The organism is Vibrio aquaticus (assembly GCF_003970385.1).
In the GTDB taxonomy this organism is placed as follows: domain Bacteria; phylum Pseudomonadota; class Gammaproteobacteria; order Enterobacterales; family Vibrionaceae; genus Vibrio; species Vibrio aquaticus.
The window spans coordinates 13,003-29,654 of the sequence record NZ_RXZH01000010.1 but is presented as its reverse complement, the minus strand read 5'-3'; the positions used below and the strand labels follow the sequence as shown (position 1 = coordinate 29,654).

General features: G+C 45.7%; 17 protein-coding genes. 3 read left to right on the top strand and 14 right to left on the bottom strand.

Translation table 11 applies throughout. The annotated features are described in order from the left end of the window. Window positions 1-15: 15 nt before the first annotated feature. From tatC to rmuC, 7 genes are all read right to left on the bottom strand, one after another. The gene (gene tatC / locus EJ063_RS17245; protein ID WP_126575569.1) at window positions 16-768 is read right to left on the bottom strand and encodes a twin-arginine translocase subunit TatC; all 753 of its coding nucleotides are present in this window, start codon (window positions 766-768) and stop codon (window positions 16-18) included. Between the two features lie 73 nt (window positions 769-841). After that, entirely contained in the window at window positions 842-1,273 is a 432-nt protein-coding gene (tatB, locus tag EJ063_RS17240) for a Sec-independent protein translocase protein TatB (RefSeq protein WP_126575568.1), read from the bottom strand. A 3-nt stretch (window positions 1,274-1,276) separates the two neighbouring features. After that, the gene (gene tatA, locus EJ063_RS17235; RefSeq protein ID WP_126575567.1) at window positions 1,277-1,519 is read right to left on the bottom strand and encodes a Sec-independent protein translocase subunit TatA; all 243 of its coding nucleotides are present in this window, start codon (window positions 1,517-1,519) and stop codon (window positions 1,277-1,279) included. Window positions 1,520-1,569: 50 nt separating this feature from the next. Continuing rightward, complete coding sequence (gene ubiB, locus EJ063_RS17230; protein ID WP_126575566.1) at window positions 1,570-3,204, bottom strand: ubiquinone biosynthesis regulatory protein kinase UbiB; 1,635 nt, start codon at window positions 3,202-3,204, stop codon at window positions 1,570-1,572. After that, on the bottom strand, window positions 3,201-3,806 hold the full coding sequence (locus EJ063_RS17225) for a ubiquinone biosynthesis accessory factor UbiJ (RefSeq protein ID WP_126575565.1): 606 nt from the start codon (window positions 3,804-3,806) through the stop codon (window positions 3,201-3,203). Before EJ063_RS17225 ends, ubiB begins: the two co-directional genes overlap by 4 nt. Window positions 3,807-3,817: 11 nt before the next feature. Beyond that, a complete protein-coding gene (ubiE, locus tag EJ063_RS17220; RefSeq protein WP_126575564.1) occupies window positions 3,818-4,600 on the bottom strand; it encodes a bifunctional demethylmenaquinone methyltransferase/2-methoxy-6-polyprenyl-1,4-benzoquinol methylase UbiE in 783 nt (260 codons plus the stop codon). Window positions 4,601-4,656: 56 nt separating this feature from the next. Continuing rightward, window positions 4,657-6,207 carry a DNA recombination protein RmuC gene (gene rmuC / locus EJ063_RS17215; RefSeq protein WP_126575563.1) on the bottom strand — a complete coding sequence of 517 codons (1,551 nt, stop codon included), beginning with the start codon at window positions 6,205-6,207 and terminating at the stop codon, window positions 4,657-4,659. Between the two features lie 169 nt (window positions 6,208-6,376). Here rmuC and EJ063_RS17210 point away from each other — a divergent pair, with 169 nt between their 5' ends. Continuing rightward, window positions 6,377-7,282: a DMT family transporter gene (locus EJ063_RS17210; RefSeq protein ID WP_126575562.1), complete on the top strand. Its 906-nt coding sequence runs from the start codon at window positions 6,377-6,379 to the stop codon at window positions 7,280-7,282. A gap of 20 nt (window positions 7,283-7,302) precedes the next feature. On the opposite strand, the gene EJ063_RS17205 is transcribed toward EJ063_RS17210, so the two are convergent. The 4 genes from EJ063_RS17205 to ftnA form a co-directional block, all read right to left on the bottom strand. Further along, window positions 7,303-8,133, bottom strand: a complete 831-nt coding sequence (locus EJ063_RS17205; protein ID WP_126575561.1) for an HDOD domain-containing protein — start codon at window positions 8,131-8,133, stop codon at window positions 7,303-7,305. 82 nt (window positions 8,134-8,215) lie between these two features. Then, window positions 8,216-9,409, bottom strand: coding sequence for a BaiN/RdsA family NAD(P)/FAD-dependent oxidoreductase (locus EJ063_RS17200; RefSeq protein WP_126575560.1), 1,194 nt, complete (start codon window positions 9,407-9,409; stop codon window positions 8,216-8,218). Window positions 9,410-9,515: 106 nt separating this feature from the next. After that, a complete protein-coding gene (uspB, locus tag EJ063_RS17195) occupies window positions 9,516-9,839 on the bottom strand; it encodes a universal stress protein UspB (protein ID WP_126575559.1) in 324 nt (107 codons plus the stop codon). 71 nt (window positions 9,840-9,910) lie between these two features. Next, window positions 9,911-10,438 carry a non-heme ferritin gene (gene ftnA, locus EJ063_RS17190; protein WP_004409725.1) on the bottom strand — a complete coding sequence of 176 codons (528 nt, stop codon included), beginning with the start codon at window positions 10,436-10,438 and terminating at the stop codon, window positions 9,911-9,913. A 157-nt stretch (window positions 10,439-10,595) separates the two neighbouring features. On the opposite strand from ftnA, the gene EJ063_RS17185 reads away from it, so the two are divergent. Together EJ063_RS17185 and EJ063_RS17180 are read left to right on the top strand one after the other, a co-directional pair. Next, window positions 10,596-11,021, top strand: a complete 426-nt coding sequence (locus EJ063_RS17185) for a universal stress protein (protein ID WP_126575558.1) — start codon at window positions 10,596-10,598, stop codon at window positions 11,019-11,021. Between the two features lie 57 nt (window positions 11,022-11,078). Further along, on the top strand, window positions 11,079-11,954 hold the full coding sequence (locus EJ063_RS17180; RefSeq protein WP_126575557.1) for a carboxylate/amino acid/amine transporter: 876 nt from the start codon (window positions 11,079-11,081) through the stop codon (window positions 11,952-11,954). A 47-nt stretch (window positions 11,955-12,001) separates the two neighbouring features. On the opposite strand, the gene EJ063_RS17175 is transcribed toward EJ063_RS17180, so the two are convergent. The 3 genes from EJ063_RS17175 to EJ063_RS17165 form a co-directional block, all read right to left on the bottom strand. Beyond that, window positions 12,002-12,553, bottom strand: coding sequence for a hypothetical protein (locus EJ063_RS17175; RefSeq protein WP_126575556.1), 552 nt, complete (start codon window positions 12,551-12,553; stop codon window positions 12,002-12,004). 101 nt (window positions 12,554-12,654) lie between these two features. Continuing rightward, window positions 12,655-13,434 carry a class I SAM-dependent methyltransferase gene (locus EJ063_RS17170; RefSeq protein WP_126575555.1) on the bottom strand — a complete coding sequence of 260 codons (780 nt, stop codon included), beginning with the start codon at window positions 13,432-13,434 and terminating at the stop codon, window positions 12,655-12,657. A gap of 61 nt (window positions 13,435-13,495) precedes the next feature. Then, entirely contained in the window at window positions 13,496-16,633 is a 3,138-nt protein-coding gene (locus EJ063_RS17165) for an EAL domain-containing protein (RefSeq protein WP_126575554.1), read from the bottom strand. Between the last annotated feature and the right edge of the window lie 19 nt (window positions 16,634-16,652).

Sequence of the window (16,652 nt, the reverse complement as noted above, 5' to 3'; positions counted from 1 at the left end):
CATTAAGCGTTGTGGTTATTCTTCCACTTGCTCTTCTTCATCTCGATCTTTGCGTACATAGAAGCGCGCAAAGAACAATCCGACTTCAAACAGTAAGCACATTGGAATCGCTAACAGAGTTTGAGAAATCATATCGGGTGGCGTCAGCATCATACCGACAATAAACGCACCAACAATGATATACGGACGTTTCTCGCTCAGGCTCTTAGGGTTCGTTGCCCCTGTCCAACATAGCAAGATGATCGCCACTGGCACTTCAAACGCGATACCAAAGGCCAAGAACAGCGCCAGAACGAAATCGAGGTAGCTCGAGATATCCGTGGCAAACTCAACCCCACCCAAAGAGATGGCAGTAAAGAAGCCAAACACTAATGGGAACACCACAAAGTAAGCAAAGGCTACACCGCAGTAGAACAACAGCGAGCTTGAAAACATCAGTGGCATGATCAGGCGACGTTCATGCTTATACAAACCCGGAGCGACAAACGCCCAAACCTGATACAAGATAAACGGGACCGCAAGGAAGATGGCCGCTATTAGGGTTAACTTAAGCGGAGTAAAAAACGGAGATGCCACATCCGTTGCGATCATCGTTGCGCCTTCTGGCAAGCGTTCTACCAGAGGTGCTGAGACAAACTCATAGATGTCATTGGAAAAATAGATCAGACCTAAGAACACCACCAAAACCGCTACGATTGCGCGTAGAAGACGGTTACGAAGTTCCAACAGATGGCTGATCAAAGGCTGTGTCTGCTCTACAGAAGACATGAAAACCTCTACTCTAAAAGAAAGAAAAGGAGCTACGAACAAAGATGTATGTCGTAGCTCCTCTAATACGAGACTATTCGGCTTTTTTATCTGCCTGTGGTGCTGTTTGAGTCTCTAGACTCTCCACAACACCAGCGGAGTCATTGGCGCTCTGAACGGATGCTACTTTGTCATCCGCAGTCTCAGTACTGTTCGTGGCTGAGTCGCTTTTGCTCGCATAAGGGCGTTGAACGTCTTGCGCTGCTTGCTTCAATTGTTCCACTGAAGACTTAAGCTCAGGAGACAGATCTTCCATTCCCATTTGCTCCGCTTTACGCAAGTTCTCTTGCAGTTCTTGTACCTTAAGCTCATGAGAAAGTTCGTCTTTCACACTGTTTGCCATACTTTTCGCCGCACCAATAAATTTGGAAACGCTGCGAATCGCATGTGGCAATCGCTCAGGACCAAGCACCACCAGCCCAACGACAGATATCAATACCAGTTCCCAAAAACCGATATCAAACACGAGTTACGCCTGCTCTTTGTCTTTCTTAGTTTCAGCAGTCGCTTCCGTCTTCTGCTGCTCTAAATTCTTCTGTTCGAAGTCTGCGTCTTTCTTGTCTTTGTCCGCATCCTCTTCGCTCATTGCTTTCTTGAAGCCTTTTACAGCGCCGCCAAGATCACCACCAATACCACGCAGTTTCTTTGTACCAAACAGTAGAACAACGATGACAGCAATGATAAGAAGTTGCCAAATACTAATACCACCCATTCTTTTTACCTCGGGTCTTATTAAACAAATTTATTTCAAGAGTTTAACGTCTATTGACGGTAAGCTCGCCAACTTAGCAACCAAAATGTGACTCCGCCGATAGCGCTAGCCAATGAGAGTTGCTCATAAGGGCTGTTGACCAATATTGCCGAGCATACGACTAATGTGGCCCCAACACCAAATAAAAATTTACCGGTTGCTTGCTGCTTTTTGCTCGCTCGGTAACCTTGGTAAAGCTGATCCATACGTTGGTTCATCATTTTACCTTGGCGCAAGCTGTCATACAGAAGCTCTGGCAGTTCTGGCAGTTTCTCTGCCCAGAACGGCGCTCGGTCTTTCACCGCATTGATTACCGCTTGCGGACCAACTTGGTTCATCATCCATTCTTCTAAGAATGGCTTAGCAGTTTCCCATAGATCGAGCTGCGGGTATAACTGGCGACCTAAACCTTCTACATAAAGCAAGGTTTTCTGCAACAACACCAACTGAGGCTGCACTTCCATGTTAAAGCGACGTGCCGTATTGAACAGGTTCAGCAACACATGACCAAACGAGATTTCACACAGTGGTTTAGCAAAAATAGGCTCACACACAATGCGAATCGCAAACTCGAATTCATCAATGTTGGTTTCACGTGGAACCCATCCTGAATCAACGTGCAATTCAGCCACTCGGCGATAGTCACGATTGAAGAAAGCGAGGAAGTTTTCCGCTAAATAGCGCTTATCTTCACTATTCAGTGTGCCCACGATGCCGCAGTCTAAACCAATCCAACGCGGGTTTTCTGGATGCTCAGGTTCAACAAATACGTTGCCCGGGTGCATGTCCGCATGGAAAAAGCTATCACGGAATACCTGAGTGAAGAATACGCTCACACCACGCTCAGCCAATAGCTTCATGTTGGTGCCGTTCGCCTTCAAGCCTTCAATATCAGAGACTTGGATGCCGTATATTCGCTCAGAAACCATGACAGTTTCATTACTAAGGTCAGTAATTACCTCAGGAACGTACAATTCTTCACTGCCTTCGAAGTTTCGACGCAGCTGAATGGCATTGGCAGCTTCTCGGCGAAGGTCGAGTTCATCAAGTAGCGTTTTCTCATACTCGCGAACCACTTCGACCGGTTTCAAACGACGTGCTTCAGGCAGTGCCTTGGCGACTATACGCGCCATGCGGTACATCAGTTTTAGATCTGCATCAATGACCGGGCGAATATCTGGCCTGATCACTTTTAATACTACTTCTTGGTTAGTCTCTTTGAGCGTTGCAGTATGCACTTGAGCAATCGATGCCGACGCCAAAGGCTTAATCTCAAAGTCATTGAACCAATTTTCAACCGGACCACCAAGCGCTTGTTCAATCTGCTCTTTCGCTAATTGACCATCAAACGGTGACACTTGATCTTGCAGCAGTGCTAGAGGGTCTGCGATATGTGGAGGAAAGAGATCACGACGGGTAGACATCATCTGGCCGAACTTAATCCATACCGGACCAAGCTCTTGCAGAGCTAAACGCAGTCTGTCACCCAAAGGTTTTTCTGGGTGCTGATTCTTAATCCAGAATAGGCTCTTTCTCGCGAGTAGAGGCGCTTTGGTGAGCTGATGTTCAGGAAGAAGTTCATCAAGGCCATACTCAAGCTGGACTTTAACTATCTGATATAAGCGGCGTAGCTCGGTTAACGTCATGCCAGCTCCAGCAATTTATTCAGTCTTGCTTCAACGCGAGCAGCTTGGCTTTTCACCTCGTCCACTTGGTCGCAGAAGTGTGCTACTTCAAGTGGTGCAGGTGCTACTCGCCACTCTTCGGTCAATACTTCAGCAAGATGACTCTGGTGCTTTTGCGCTTGTGCTTTGATCATTTGACCAACGCCTGTCACACCTTGAACGACCGTGTGAGCGACAACATCGCCCGTCGCTTTTGAAAGCCACTCTTCAATATCTGGCTTGCAGTCAGTCATTAGCTGAGAGAATTTCTGAGCGAGTTGAATGTCCCCTTCCAAAATCAGCTTATCTTGCTTAATCAGCTTAGTAATATTGGATTGGTCACGCAGCTCTGGAAGCACAGAGAGATTAAGAGAAAGGTAACAATCTGGCTGACCTTCATAATTGGCCAACACATCAATTTGTTGGCTAAAGATAAAGGTAAGAGTTTTGTTCAGTTCTTTAAGATGAACTTGAATCACTTGCCCTTTTAAGCGAGCAAGTCGACGACCCAGTTCAGGGTCGTCTTTAATCAAGGTGTTGAGCGTTGTCTCAATCACAGCCGTTACAAGAGGTTCAAATGGCATCGTCAGTCACCTTAGAATTTGTAACCACGGTGAAGCGCAACAATACCACCGGTTAGGTTGTAGTAACTGGTGTTTTCAAAGCCTGCTTCTTCCATCATGCCTTTCAAGGTTTCTTGATTTGGGTGCATACGGATAGATTCCGCGAGGTAACGGTAGCTTTCTGCGTCGTTCGCAACCAGCTCACCCATTTTCGGCAATAGGTGGAAAGAATAGGTATCGTAGATTTTTGATAATGGCTCAAGCACTGGCTTAGAGAACTCAAGAACCAATAGACGGCCACCAGGCTTAAGCACTCGGAACATTGAGCGAAGCGCTTTGTCTTTGTCTGTTACGTTACGTAGACAGAAGCTGATCGTGATGGCATCGAAGTAGTCATCAGGGAACGGCAGTTCTTCTGCGTTCGCTTGAACGTAGTGAACATTACCAACAATGCCGCTGTCGCGAAGCTTATCACGACCGACATTCAGCATTGAGTTGTTGATGTCTGCTAGGATCACATGACCTTTTTCACCCACGATGCGTGAAAACTTAGCCGTCAGGTCACCAGTACCACCACCAAGGTCAAGCACACGCTGACCAGGACGAACACCACTACAATCGATAGTGAAACGCTTCCATAGACGGTGGATACCACCCGACATTAAGTCATTCATAATGTCGTACTTGGCTGCCACAGAGTGGAAAACCTCAGCAACTTTCGTCACTTTCTCGTCTTTCGCTACGGTTGTGAAACCAAAATGCGTGGTTTCATTTGATTCTAAAGCTGTATTCGATTGCACGCTTGTATCCGTCATGATGATTCCTCTTCGAGCAGCGCTTTAAAATAATACGACCTAAGCGCTGCGGGCGATTAGTTTACTTTATCCTCATCCGGATGTCTTTCGAGGAAAGAATCATTTTTATTCAATACATTCTTTTCTGTGAGGCCATCATGTTGAGCAAGCTGCGCAAGTTCATTAGAGATCGGTTTTTTCACTTCAACCCCCAGCTGTTTAAAGCTTTCTGCTTGGCGAATCACGTTGCCACGTCCTGTCGCTAGCTTATTCATTGCGCCTTGGTAATTCTGGTTAGCTTTGTCCAATGCGCCGCCCAAGCTTTCCATATCATCAACAAACAGACGCAGCTTGTCGTAAAGCTTACTTGCTCGCTCAGCGATGATTTGCGCATTCTGGTTTTGTCGTTCATTGCGCCACAAGTTATCAATGGTGCGCAGTGCCACTAGTAAAGTGGTTGGGCTGACCAAGATAATATTTTGCTCCATGGCGTCTTTAACCAAACTTGGGTCAGCTTGAATAGCGACCTGAAAAGCCGGTTCGACCGGAATGAACATCAACACATAGTCTAAGCTTTGAATGCCTTTCAGTTGATGGTAATCCTTCTGTGATAACCCTTTAATATGGGCACGCAAGGCAAGTAAGTGGTCACTTAGCGCTCTGTCACGTTCATGGTCGTTTTCCGCATTGAAGTAGCGCTCGTAGGCCACCAGCGCCATTTTCGAATCGACCACCACTTGCTTGTCTTGAGGTAAGTGAACAATCACATCCGGCTGATAACGCTTACCTGCCTCATTTTGCAAACTCACTTGGGTTTGGTACTCGTGACCTTCGCGCAATCCCGATTCGGCTAACACGCGCGCCAACACCACTTCGCCCCAATTACCCTGCTGCTTGTTATCCCCTTTTAAGGCTTGGGTCAGATTGAGGGCTTCTTTGGTCATTTGCTCATTAAGACGCTGTAGGTTCTTAAGCTCATGTACCAAGGTGTGGCGTTCTTTGGCTTCTTGATTAAAGCTGTCATTAACTTGCTTTTTAAAGCCTTCCAGTTGCTCACGCAGTGGCGAAAGCAAACCATCCAGACTCTGGCGGTTTTGTTGATCGACTTTAGCGGTTTTTGCTTCGAAAAGTTGATTCGCCAAGTGTTCAAATTGCTGCTTTAGACGCTCTTCTGCTTGTTCTAACAGCTGCAGCTTTTCTTGATTGGCTTTGTTCTCTTGTTCATGGCGAGCTTCTTGTTCACGCAATTGCGCTTCAAGTTGTGATTTATGCTCTCGTACCTGATTAAGGTCGTCGGCGTATTGCTGGCGCTCCTGCTTCACAGCATCGAAGTAACGCAGCTTTTCCAATACCGCCATCAGTTTGCCATGAGACTGTTTTAGCTCGTAGGCCGCTTTATCACGTTCAGTATCAAGCTCATCTAACTCATCTTGAGCTTCAGCCAGCTCTTTTCGTAATTGGGTGATTTGACTGGTCGATAATTGCTGATTTGATTCCAATTGCTGCTCTAAAAGCTGATTATCAAAACGCATTTTCTGCTTCACCCACCAGCCTACCGCGACACCACTGGTAATCGCGCCTGCTAAGCCACTGACCAACACGCTTTGATGCTCAAGAATCCATTGCATAATAATGATTTAACTTTTCAAACTTTGATGTTTTCAATGGTATTTTACCACTGGATAAATGTCCAGTTTGTCGGCTAGATATCGAACAGCTAGACTAGGCGCTCCGTACTCTGTACCACTCTCAATGAATCAGTGAACAATAAGTCGTTGGTTTTGCATAAGGAACATCATGAACGAGCGCCGCGCTTTAGGATTAGGTCTATCTGCTGTACTACTCTGGTCAACGGTCGCCACGGCTTTCAAGCTGACTTTGGCTGAGTTTTCTCCCATTCAAATGCTAACGATCGCGAGTATTGTCTCGGCCTTTGCGCTGCTCGTGATTTGTGCCGTGTCTGGCAAACTCAAGTTGCTGCCAAGCACCTTTCTTTCTAACCCTTGGTATTACTTGTTACTGGGCTTAGTTAACCCACTGGCGTATTACATCATCTTGTTTAAAGCCTATGACTTATTGCCTGCCTCTCAAGCTCAAGCAATCAATTACAGCTGGGCGATTACATTAACCCTGATGGCAGCGGTATTCTTAGGCCAAAAAATCCGCAAGCAAGACTGGATTGCCTGTACGTTCAGCTACATTGGCGTGATTGTGATTGCGACTAAGGGCGACATCTTAGGACTGAACTTTGATAGCCCATTAGGTGTGGGTTTAGCGCTGCTATCAACGTTATTATGGGCAGGATATTGGATCCTCAATGCCAAGAATAAAGCCGATCCAGTGGTAGGCGTGTTGTTGGGCTTTTTAGTGGCGATCCCTTTTGCTATCGGCTTAACCCTCTATGAAGGTGAAAGCTTTGCTCAGATTACCACTCAAGGTTGGTTAGCGGTGACTTACGTGGGTTTATTTGAAATGGGCGTGACGTTCGTCTTGTGGCTAAGCGCCCTAAAAGCAACGGAAAATACGGCTCGAATCAGTAACCTTATTTTTGCTTCACCGTTTATTTCGCTGGTGCTACTGGCCACCATCATTGGTGAGCAAATACATCCAACAACCCTAATCGGCCTATTGTTGATTATCACTGGTCTTGTGATCCAACAGATCAAATTTGGCAAAAAAGATCCGTCAAAACAAACCACTTAACATTTAATTAACCTTGCCTGTTAACCGTCAAACAGTTGATAGGCAAGTTCACTTCCCTGACCTCTTATCTCATCGATTTTTTCAACCAGTAAAGGCGACACGTGCAGTGCTTGCGCCGCTTTACTATTGGCGAGATAGCGCTGTTTTTCATCCACATCAAGCATATTATCCCAGCGTTGGTGTGCGTCACGCGCTAGATACATCAAGCATGCTAAACGTTTAGACTCCACCGCTTTGGCTGGGTGATTCACATTAGCGATCGCATCGACCAGTTGATTGGGGAACATCCAGCTTTCAGCCAATACCGCGCCTAGCTGCTGGGCATCGACACCGAGCAGCTCTCGCTGAACTTGCGCAGGATTTTCACCACTTTCAATACGGTGACTGATGATCACCGCTTTTTCAGGTTCTAAGGTATGAATCATCAACTCACCAATGTTGTGTAAAACTCCGGTGGTAAACGCTTCATTGGGGTCGAGCTTAATGTCTTTGGCGATGGCACTGGCAATGGTGGCCACCTCAAACGTCCCGGCCCAATAGTCTTTGATATTGAGAGTTTCAATTTTCGGGAAGGTTGAAGCAAGTATCGAAGATGAAATGAGGTTTCGAATCGCACCAATACCGATACGAACGATGGCATCGTTAATGTTGGAGACGCCTTTGATTCCGCCAAATTGAGCAGAATTGGCCATCCTGAGCACTCTTGCCAATAACACTTGATCCATCGCCATTTTGTGGGCCAATTCCCCAAAGTCGATGGAATCACGGTTAACCATCTCAAGCAGCTCTTGAAGAACGCTCTCAATACGTGGCAACTCGTTAATACGTGAGATAAGTGCTTGTTGGCTCATAGAGTTCACTCCTTTGACACCCTTATTACTAAAATAAGTGTAGTCGCATGAATGAACTCTAATCGGAAATTATCAGAGAAAGTTAGACCCTTTGTCCGGCAGCAAAGCCTGAGCTCCAGCACCATTGGAAGTTGTAGCCGCCCAACCAGCCGGTCACGTCCATCACTTCACCGATAAAGTACAACCCGTTGACCTGGTTACACTCCATTGTTTTAGAGGAGATGTGCTTGGTATTTACGCCGCCCAAAGTCACTTCGGCTGTTCGGTAGCCTTCCGTGCCATTCGGCATGATCTGCCAGTTCTCTAACGTATGAGTGATCTCTTTAAGCTGCTTGGGATTAAACTGCTTAAGTGGCTTATCTTGCAGCACTTTTCTATCAATCAACACTTCGACTAAGCGCTTTGGCAGAACCTTAGCTAGGGTGTTTTTAAGGCTCTGGTTTGGGTGCTTTTCAAGTGAACGTTCGAGCAATTCATCGATATCGGCTTCTGGTACTAAGTTAATCGTCACTTTCTCACCCGCTTTCCAGAAAGATGATATTTGAAGTACCGATGGGCCAGATAAACCACGGTGAGTAAACAGCAACGCTTCTTTAAATACCGTTCCGTCTTGCGCGGTGATCTCAGCAGGAATCGCAATCCCAGACAATTCAGCAAAGGCTTCTTTGTCTTCTTTGTGCAATGTAAATGGCACAAGACCAGCGGTAGTTGAGACGATCTCTAGGCCAAACTGCTCAGCAATCTTATAACCAAATGGCGTAGCGCCCAATTTCGGCATTGATAAGCCGCCTGTCGCGACCACCAGCGACTCACATTCAATCTCGCTGGTATTGGTACGCAGTGTAAAACCAGCTTCAGTCTTTTCGATTTGGTGGATATCTTGCTGATAGCGCTGACTGACATTTGGTAAATCACACTCAGCGAGCATCATCTTAACGATGTCTTTTGAGTCATAGTCACCAACACAAAATAGCTGACCGTGATCGCGCTCTTCAAACTCAATACCGTGCTTGCTCACCATCGAGATAAAATCCCAGTTGGTGTATTGAGACAACGCCGATTTCACAAAGTGAGGGTTCTGACATAGGAAATTGTTCGCAGAAACATCGTAGTTGGTGAAGTTGCATCGACCGCCACCCGCAATAAGGATTTTACGCCCCGGTTTTTTCGCGTGGTCTAGTACCAAGGTTTTACGACCTCGTTTACCCGCTTCTGCCGCACACATTAACCCTGCAGCACCGGCACCGATGATGACGACATCAAACTTTTCAGACATGAAAACTACTCACAAATAACCAATAAAAAAGGATGTGCATAACGCACATCCTTTGTAATTCGAACGCTTATTCTATCGACTTTTCATTGGAAAGCCAATTGAGTGGCTAAAGAATCATCGCTGCCAGTAAGGTTACAGCCAACAGTGACGTTGAGAGAATAAACAACTCTCTGACACGATCGCATTTACCAGTAAATACCTCATCATGGTGATGGTGGTACTCTTTGCTCTTCAGGTAATGGAAAAGTCGAAACTGCTTGGTCACGTTGCCGTGGGTGGTAAAGAAACCATTGCCATCGACTTGTTGATAAAGCAAGGGGTGCGCTTCTCGCATAATGTAAATGAGAGAGCGTAATGCGGTAAGGTAACGCGCCATATTGACGATGGTTACCATCATTAATGCGAATAGAATTGTGTCTGCACTGATCATCTTTTCCTCCCTACATCTTCATGCATCCCCGGAGAAAAAGACGATCTGCTTAGAGTGTCTTTTGCTGAAGTTTATTCAGCAGGGGCATCCATAATTGAAGATGAACCTTCTTTTGCCAAAGCAGCTAAATCTTTGTCGATAAAGAACAGCGCTTTGCCATCTTCACCTACTAGATCCAGCTTATCTAAGATCCCTTTAAATAACTTCTCTTCCTCGTGCTGCTCAGCAACGTACCACTGTAAGAAGTTGAACGTAGAATAGTCTTGAGAAGTAAACGCGACATGAGCCAGTTTATTGATCTTCTCAGTAATCATTTGTTCATGTTCAAACGTCTCGCGAAATACATCACCCAGACTATTGAACTCGTGCTTTGGTGCTTCAATCGCACCCAAAATTGGCATTGCGCCTGTCTCGCTCACGTAAGTGAAAAGACGTTGCATGTGCTCCATTTCTTCTACGGCGTGCGCACGTAAAAATTCAGCGGCGCCTTCGAATCCTTTGTCTTCACACCAAGCACTCATTTGTAAGTATAGATTGGATGAGAAAAATTCGAGATTAATTTGCTCATTCAATTGTTCAACCATTGCTTGAGAAAGCATTTGCTACTCCTACTAAGTCTATGAAGTTAAATTGACTATATCATTATCGCCACCTTAACACTTTGTTTAACAAATGTGGATCTGAGATCACTTCTACAAAATTTGCCTAACGAAGGTGCTAATCTTTAATCAGTACCCTCTACAAGGAGATAGCATCATGAGTTATCGACATATTTTGGTTGCCATTGACCTGTCTGAAGACAGCAAGCTGTTGGTCGAGAAGAGCGTCGCGTTAGCCAAACCACTGGGCGCAGATCTTTCCTTTGTTCATATCGATGTGAACTACGCTGAGCTCTATACTGGCTTAATTGATATTAACCTTGCGGAAACCCAGCATCAGGCAATTGAAGCGTCTCAGCGCCAGTTACAGAACCTAGCCGAACACGCTAACTTCCCTGTGAAACATACCTTGGTCGGCAGTGGCGACTTAAGTAATGAGCTGTGCGATACCATCAAAGAGTTCAATATTGATTTGGTTGTGTGCGGCCATCATCAAGATTTCTGGAGTAAGCTGCTTTCCTCAACGCGTCAGTTAATCAACTGTTCGCCAGTCGATATGTTGGTTGTACCACTGAAAGACTGATTCGTGAGCGATATTGGTATAAACTGCGCCCATAATTTTTGATAATGAGTCTTAGTTATGGGTTATCTTTCTGCCGTCACTCTTCTGTGGGCATTTTCATTCAGCCTGATTGGTGTCTATCTTGCCGGTCAGGTTGATTCATGGTTTTCCGTTTTCATGCGTGTCGCGTTGGCAAGCTTGGTCTTTTTGCCGTTCCTTAAATTCAAAGGGGTCGATAAAAGACTGATTGCTAAGTTAATGACCGTTGGCGGATTCCAACTCGGTTTAATGTACTGCTTCTACTACCAATCTTTCCTACTGCTTTCTGTTCCAGAAGTGCTACTTTTCACCGTCTTCACGCCGATCTACGTCACTCTGATTTATGATTTACTGAAACGTCGTTTCTCACCTTGGTATTTGGTTAGCGCGGTCATTGCGGTAGCAGGTGCGGCCTTCATTAAGTTTGCCGGCGTCAACGAAAACTTTGTAGCGGGCTTTTTAGTCGTTCAAGGGGCGAACATCTGTTTTGCGATAGGCCAAGTCGGTTATAAACATTTAATGGAGCAGTATGAAGTTGAACTGCCTCAGCACACGATCTTTGGTTATTTCTACTTAGGTGCTCTGTGTGTGGCAACCGTGGCTTTCGCCTTAATGGGTAACCTAGATAAGCTACCAACCACCAGCACTCAGTGGGGCGTATTAACCTACTTAGGATTAATTGCATCTGGCCTGGGTTACTTTGCGTGGAACAAAGGTGCAACCATGGTTAATGCCGGCGCGCTGGCTGTGATGAACAATGCCCTCGTTCCTGCCGGCTTGATCGTTAACATAGTTATCTGGAATCGCGATGTTGATATCCCACAATTAGCCATTGGTGGTGCAATTATCTTGTTGTCTCTTTGGGTCAATGAAACCTGGGTAAAACGCAGAGTTGAGCAAAGCTACCAAGCATAAAAAAATCGCCCTCCGTTTGGAGGGCGATTTTTTTAATACCGGTTTGATTAGTGCAGATTAGCACCTTTGCAAGCTGAGCTCTCTTGCGGGATAACCGCCAACTGCTTTTGAGAGTATTCAATACTCGCTTCTAGCTTCCTTTGTTTCTTCATCAGCTTGTGTTGCTTTTTCGCCAGCTTAATCAGCTTTTTCTGCTGCTTAAATTGCTTCTTAGCGGCCTTCTTCGCTTTCTTAATCGCCTTTTTGTCGACTAACTCTAATGCAGTTGCTTCGATACTATCTTCACGCACAACGGACTTATCTTGCTGAGCTTTGTGCTTCACTCGATCTACAATGCGACGAACCGCTTCGGCTTTTTGTGGTGATTGCTGAGGTTTAGGTAATGCTTCGATTAATAAGCCGCATTTCTGTTGCTCACTGATAGGCTTATCTTGGCAGGCTTGAGGAGGAATCGCTGCAGGCTTGCACAGACTAGCGTTGTCCGATGACGAACGAGCACAGGATCGACATACAAACTTAGGTTCAACGACAAGGCGGTGAATATCTCCCAAGTTTTCTGCAATTTGTTTGCGATTCATCTTACACAGACGTTTAGCCACACCCACAACCTTAGCTAAGAATACGAATAGTTCTTAGTAAGATATACCTTCAAAAGTATTGATGCGCAAGCAATAAAATCGTCAGTTTTTTACTCTGTTCACTAAGTCATTGAAGCAATGACATAAACATCAAAGCGGTTCTTTTTGGTCTCGATCGCCATTGACGGCTTTTGTTCATGTAACCAGTCGGCATAATCCGGGCGTTTTACTACAACTCGTTTAGTCGCTAACGCTAAAGCAGGCTCTAGCAATCCATCAGCATCTAAGTCAGCGCCGACTAAAGATTGGAAAACTCGCATCTCTTTCTTAACCAGAGCGCTTTTCTTTTTGTTTTCTGGGTGTGGGTACATTGGATCGAGGTACACAACATCAGGCTTAGCAAATTCTTCATCTTGGGCGAGATCATCAAGCGCATTGAGGCTTGATGCGTGAATGAGCGACATTCTTTCACTCACCCATCCGCCAATTTCAGCGTCTTGTTTAGCGCGCTCTAAGCCATCATCAAGTAACGCTGCGACCACTGGGTGACGTTCAACCATTTGAACTTTACAACCCAATGAAGCCAACACGAACGCATCTCGGCCCAAGCCCGCTGTACCATCTAGAATGGTCGGTGTCGTACCTTTATTGAGGCCTGCAGCTTTGGCAATTGCCTGCCCTTTACCGCCACCAAACTTACGACGATGAGCGACAGCCCCACCGGCAAGATCAACAAAAATCGCGCCCAACTTTGGCTCATCGAGCTTACGCAGCTCAAGACGTTCCGCCGTCAGCACTAAAGCGAAAAGACTGTCTTGATCATGAGTCAGCCCCCAGCGTGCGGTGAGCTGTTGAAAACGGTCGAGTTGAGTTGAGTCTTCACATTGAAGTTGTAGTTGCACGAAGTGCTCCAAAGCCGATTACGATATCTGTGCGCAGTGTACTGGATTTTCTAATTAGGTACTAAGCTTTCTGCTTGTGCATCAGCTCTTGTACGAGTTCGCCCAACGGCTTTGGCTTGCCAATGATATAGCCTTGAGCATAGTCCACTTCGAGCTCAACCAGTTGATCGATGATTCGGGTATTTTCGACAAATTCAGCCACGGTTTTTTTGCCCATCTGTCTCGCGAGATCGTTAATCGAGCGCACCATCAAATGGTCCATTTCGTTGACATCAATATCACGAACAAACAAGCCATCAATCTTCACAATATCAACAGGCAGCTTTTTCAAATAACCAAATGAAGACAGGCCCGAACCGAAATCATCTAAGGCAATCCAGCAACCAAGCTCTTTCAATTGAGTAAAGAACTCTATGGCTTGATTCATATTACTCATGGCTGCTGTTTCGGTGATCTCTAAACAAATTTTGTCACACGGTACTGGGCTGCTTTGCAACTTATCCAAGAGAAACGCGATAAATTCTTTGTTACCCATCGAATGACCAGACAAGTTAATTGCGCACATACCCAGAGCCTCTAACTCTCTTGGGTGGGTGGCAAACCAATCTAATGTCTGGGTAACGACCTGTTTATCCAACAAGTGGGCAATATTGTATCGTTCCGATGCAGGCATAAAGATCCCAGGAGAAATGTACTCTCCTTGCGCATTCTTGATTCGAATCAGAATCTCGAAGTGAATGCCTTCTGAGTTATCTTTAAGATCTAAGATTTGTTGAGCAAACAGTTCAATGCGGTCGTTCGCCAATGCGTTATGTACCAAGTTAACACTTTCCATTTCTTGCTCTCGACGACGCAGTTCTTTGTCATCAAGGCAATATAAGCTGAAGCGGTTACGCCCTTCTTCTTTGGCGATGTGGCAAGCGGTGTCGGCCTGCGCATGAACCATTTGTGGTGACAACGCGGTATGGTCAATCAAACGAATGCCGATAGAGCAGTTCAAGCTAAGGCGGATATCTTCCCAAACAAATGGGTACTCACCGAGGGTATTAATGATCGATGATGCGAGCTTCTTGGTGTCGGTTTCAGTGCAGTCTTTAAATAGAATGGCAAACTCATCACCGCCCATACGTGCCAATATTGTGTTATATGGCAAGATCTCTTCCAACATGCTGGCACAAAATTGAATCGCGGCGTCGCCTGCATCATGGCCAGCGGTGTCATTGAGCACCTTTAGCTGATCCAAGTCGATATACAACATCGCATGGGTTCGAGTATAGCTTTCCACTTCTTGCAGCGCTTTTATCAGCTCTTGCTCAAAGTAATTACGGCTATAAGTGCCAGTCAGTAAGTCATGTTGTGCTTGGTATTGGAGCTGCTCAGACAATTGGCGAGTTTCTGTAACGTCTTCACCCACAATCAATAGGTGGCCCGACTCTACCAATGGACGAATATTTTCGCGAATCCACACGGTATGACCATCTGCGTGACGATACTCAATATCTCGTCTCCAGACTCCTTTGATCGCTTGCTGAGGTTGTAACAACACCTGACGAGGTATTAATGCATTTGGGTCGAGGTAGAACTCTCTTGGACGATGACCTAGTAATTGCTCAGAGGTATAACCCAAGAGCTGCTCTGCAAACTGGTTCGCTTGTTGGATGCGATTTTGTTCATCCAGCGTTAGCATCATCACTGGCTGTTGGTCGTAGTAATGACTTAGGTTCGCTTCGCGTTGAAACAGACGCTCTTCGGTTATTTTCCTTGAGGAGATATCACGAGCTTCCAGCAGGTATTGCTGCTCATTATTGAGTGATGGGATCGGTTTTAACGACAGTTCTAGTACCAATGAACCATGCTCAGCGTTCCATATTTCCGCTTCAAACTGAGTCACTGAATCATTGCTATCGCCATTAAAATAACTTTTGAGCTGAGTTGCCGCCGCATCTTCCCAGTGCGGGTGCTGCCATACAGGTCGTTCAACCTGATAGTTTTGGTCATAAAGTAGTTGCTGAAGTTTGCTGTTACTTGAGGTCACTGTGCCGTTTTTATCCAGCAAGCCAATAAAGTGATAACTTTGATCAAAGACCATTTCAATCAGCGTTTGGCTCTCTTTGGCCATTTGCTCACTGCGCTTGATTCGGCTTAGATAGTAAACCAACGCGAGTATGACGCCCGAGAGTACTAAGACCACACTACCCAATAATCGCAGTTCACTTCGGTAACGCTGAGCAAACGAGAGCGGTTTATTGAAGATCACCGACGCCGCTTCACCTTCAATACCAAGCCCCCACTTCAGCACCGCTTGATAATCGAGTTTAATTTCAGGGATACCCACACTGACTTTCGGTAACGACTTTTCTGGATGAGCCAATACATCGAGTAAAATGTCCGCCGTTTTCTGGCCATGTGCCTTACCATTTTGGATTACGCCCCCTACCGCACCGTAACCCAAACCTAAGTCATGAACCATGTAAATTGGCGCCTTTGACACTTCATTCAGCTGCTTCCACTGGCTGAGTTCGGTTCTCACCGTTCCGTTTCTATCTCTATAATAGACCCAAAACAACACGCTGCTGCTTTCGTCTAAGCTAGCAACAAATGTCAAAAGCTCACTATAGCTTTCTGGTACCACTGAAATGACTTTATTTTGGTATTTAGGATGATTAGTGAGGAATCGTTTCGTCTGCTGGCGAACCGCATCTCCTGTGACCGAGTAGTCACTAATGATGTAGATCGACTCAATGTCGGACTGCAGGCGTTCAATCAAAGAGATGTTGCTATAGAGATCGATATCTTCAATCACACCGGTAGAGTGAAGCTCGGCATGCAGCTCGGGAGAGTAATTGTTAATCCCACCAAAAATAACCGGTGTATCTCCTAACTCTGGTGCCAACCGATTCATTAAGCTCAAAGCGTTATTGTCACTGACAACCACGGCCCGAAATGACTCTTGCTCAAACTTGGTTTTGTATAACTGGTACAGCCGATCTAAATAAGCGTCAGTCTGTGAACGCTTTGAGTCTAAATAGAGCACTCGCGTTGAAATATCTTTGCCTTTAAGACCCACCTCAAGCCCGTCTTGGAAGCTGTCGGTCCAGAAGAAGCCATGATGATAGGAGTGGACGATCAGCACGTCTTTATCATCAGCTGTAGCGAAAAAGCTTACGAAAGCAGTAAGAAATAAGAGACAAAAGCGCACTAATTGGAAGTCTTAAATT

Excerpts from the sequence above, each read along its gene's own strand:
- tatC (WP_126575569.1), bottom strand. The coding sequence starts at position 768 with ATGTCTTCTGTAGAGCAGACACAGCCTTTGATCAGCCATCTGTTGGAA.
- tatA (WP_126575567.1), bottom strand. The coding sequence starts at position 1,519 with ATGGGTGGTATTAGTATTTGGCAACTTCTTATCATTGCTGTCATCGTT.
- ubiB (WP_126575566.1), bottom strand. The coding sequence starts at position 3,204 with ATGACGTTAACCGAGCTACGCCGCTTATATCAGATAGTTAAAGTCCAG.
- EJ063_RS17225 (WP_126575565.1), bottom strand. The coding sequence starts at position 3,806 with ATGCCATTTGAACCTCTTGTAACGGCTGTGATTGAGACAACGCTCAAC.
- ubiE (WP_126575564.1), bottom strand. The coding sequence starts at position 4,600 with ATGACGGATACAAGCGTGCAATCGAATACAGCTTTAGAATCAAATGAA.
- rmuC (WP_126575563.1), bottom strand. The coding sequence starts at position 6,207 with ATGCAATGGATTCTTGAGCATCAAAGCGTGTTGGTCAGTGGCTTAGCA.
- EJ063_RS17210 (WP_126575562.1), top strand. The coding sequence starts at position 6,377 with ATGAACGAGCGCCGCGCTTTAGGATTAGGTCTATCTGCTGTACTACTC.
- EJ063_RS17205 (WP_126575561.1), bottom strand. The coding sequence starts at position 8,133 with ATGAGCCAACAAGCACTTATCTCACGTATTAACGAGTTGCCACGTATT.
- EJ063_RS17200 (WP_126575560.1), bottom strand. The coding sequence starts at position 9,409 with ATGTCTGAAAAGTTTGATGTCGTCATCATCGGTGCCGGTGCTGCAGGG.
- uspB (WP_126575559.1), bottom strand. The coding sequence starts at position 9,839 with ATGATCAGTGCAGACACAATTCTATTCGCATTAATGATGGTAACCATC.
- ftnA (WP_004409725.1), bottom strand. The coding sequence starts at position 10,438 with ATGCTTTCTCAAGCAATGGTTGAACAATTGAATGAGCAAATTAATCTC.
- EJ063_RS17185 (WP_126575558.1), top strand. The coding sequence starts at position 10,596 with ATGAGTTATCGACATATTTTGGTTGCCATTGACCTGTCTGAAGACAGC.
- EJ063_RS17180 (WP_126575557.1), top strand. The coding sequence starts at position 11,079 with ATGGGTTATCTTTCTGCCGTCACTCTTCTGTGGGCATTTTCATTCAGC.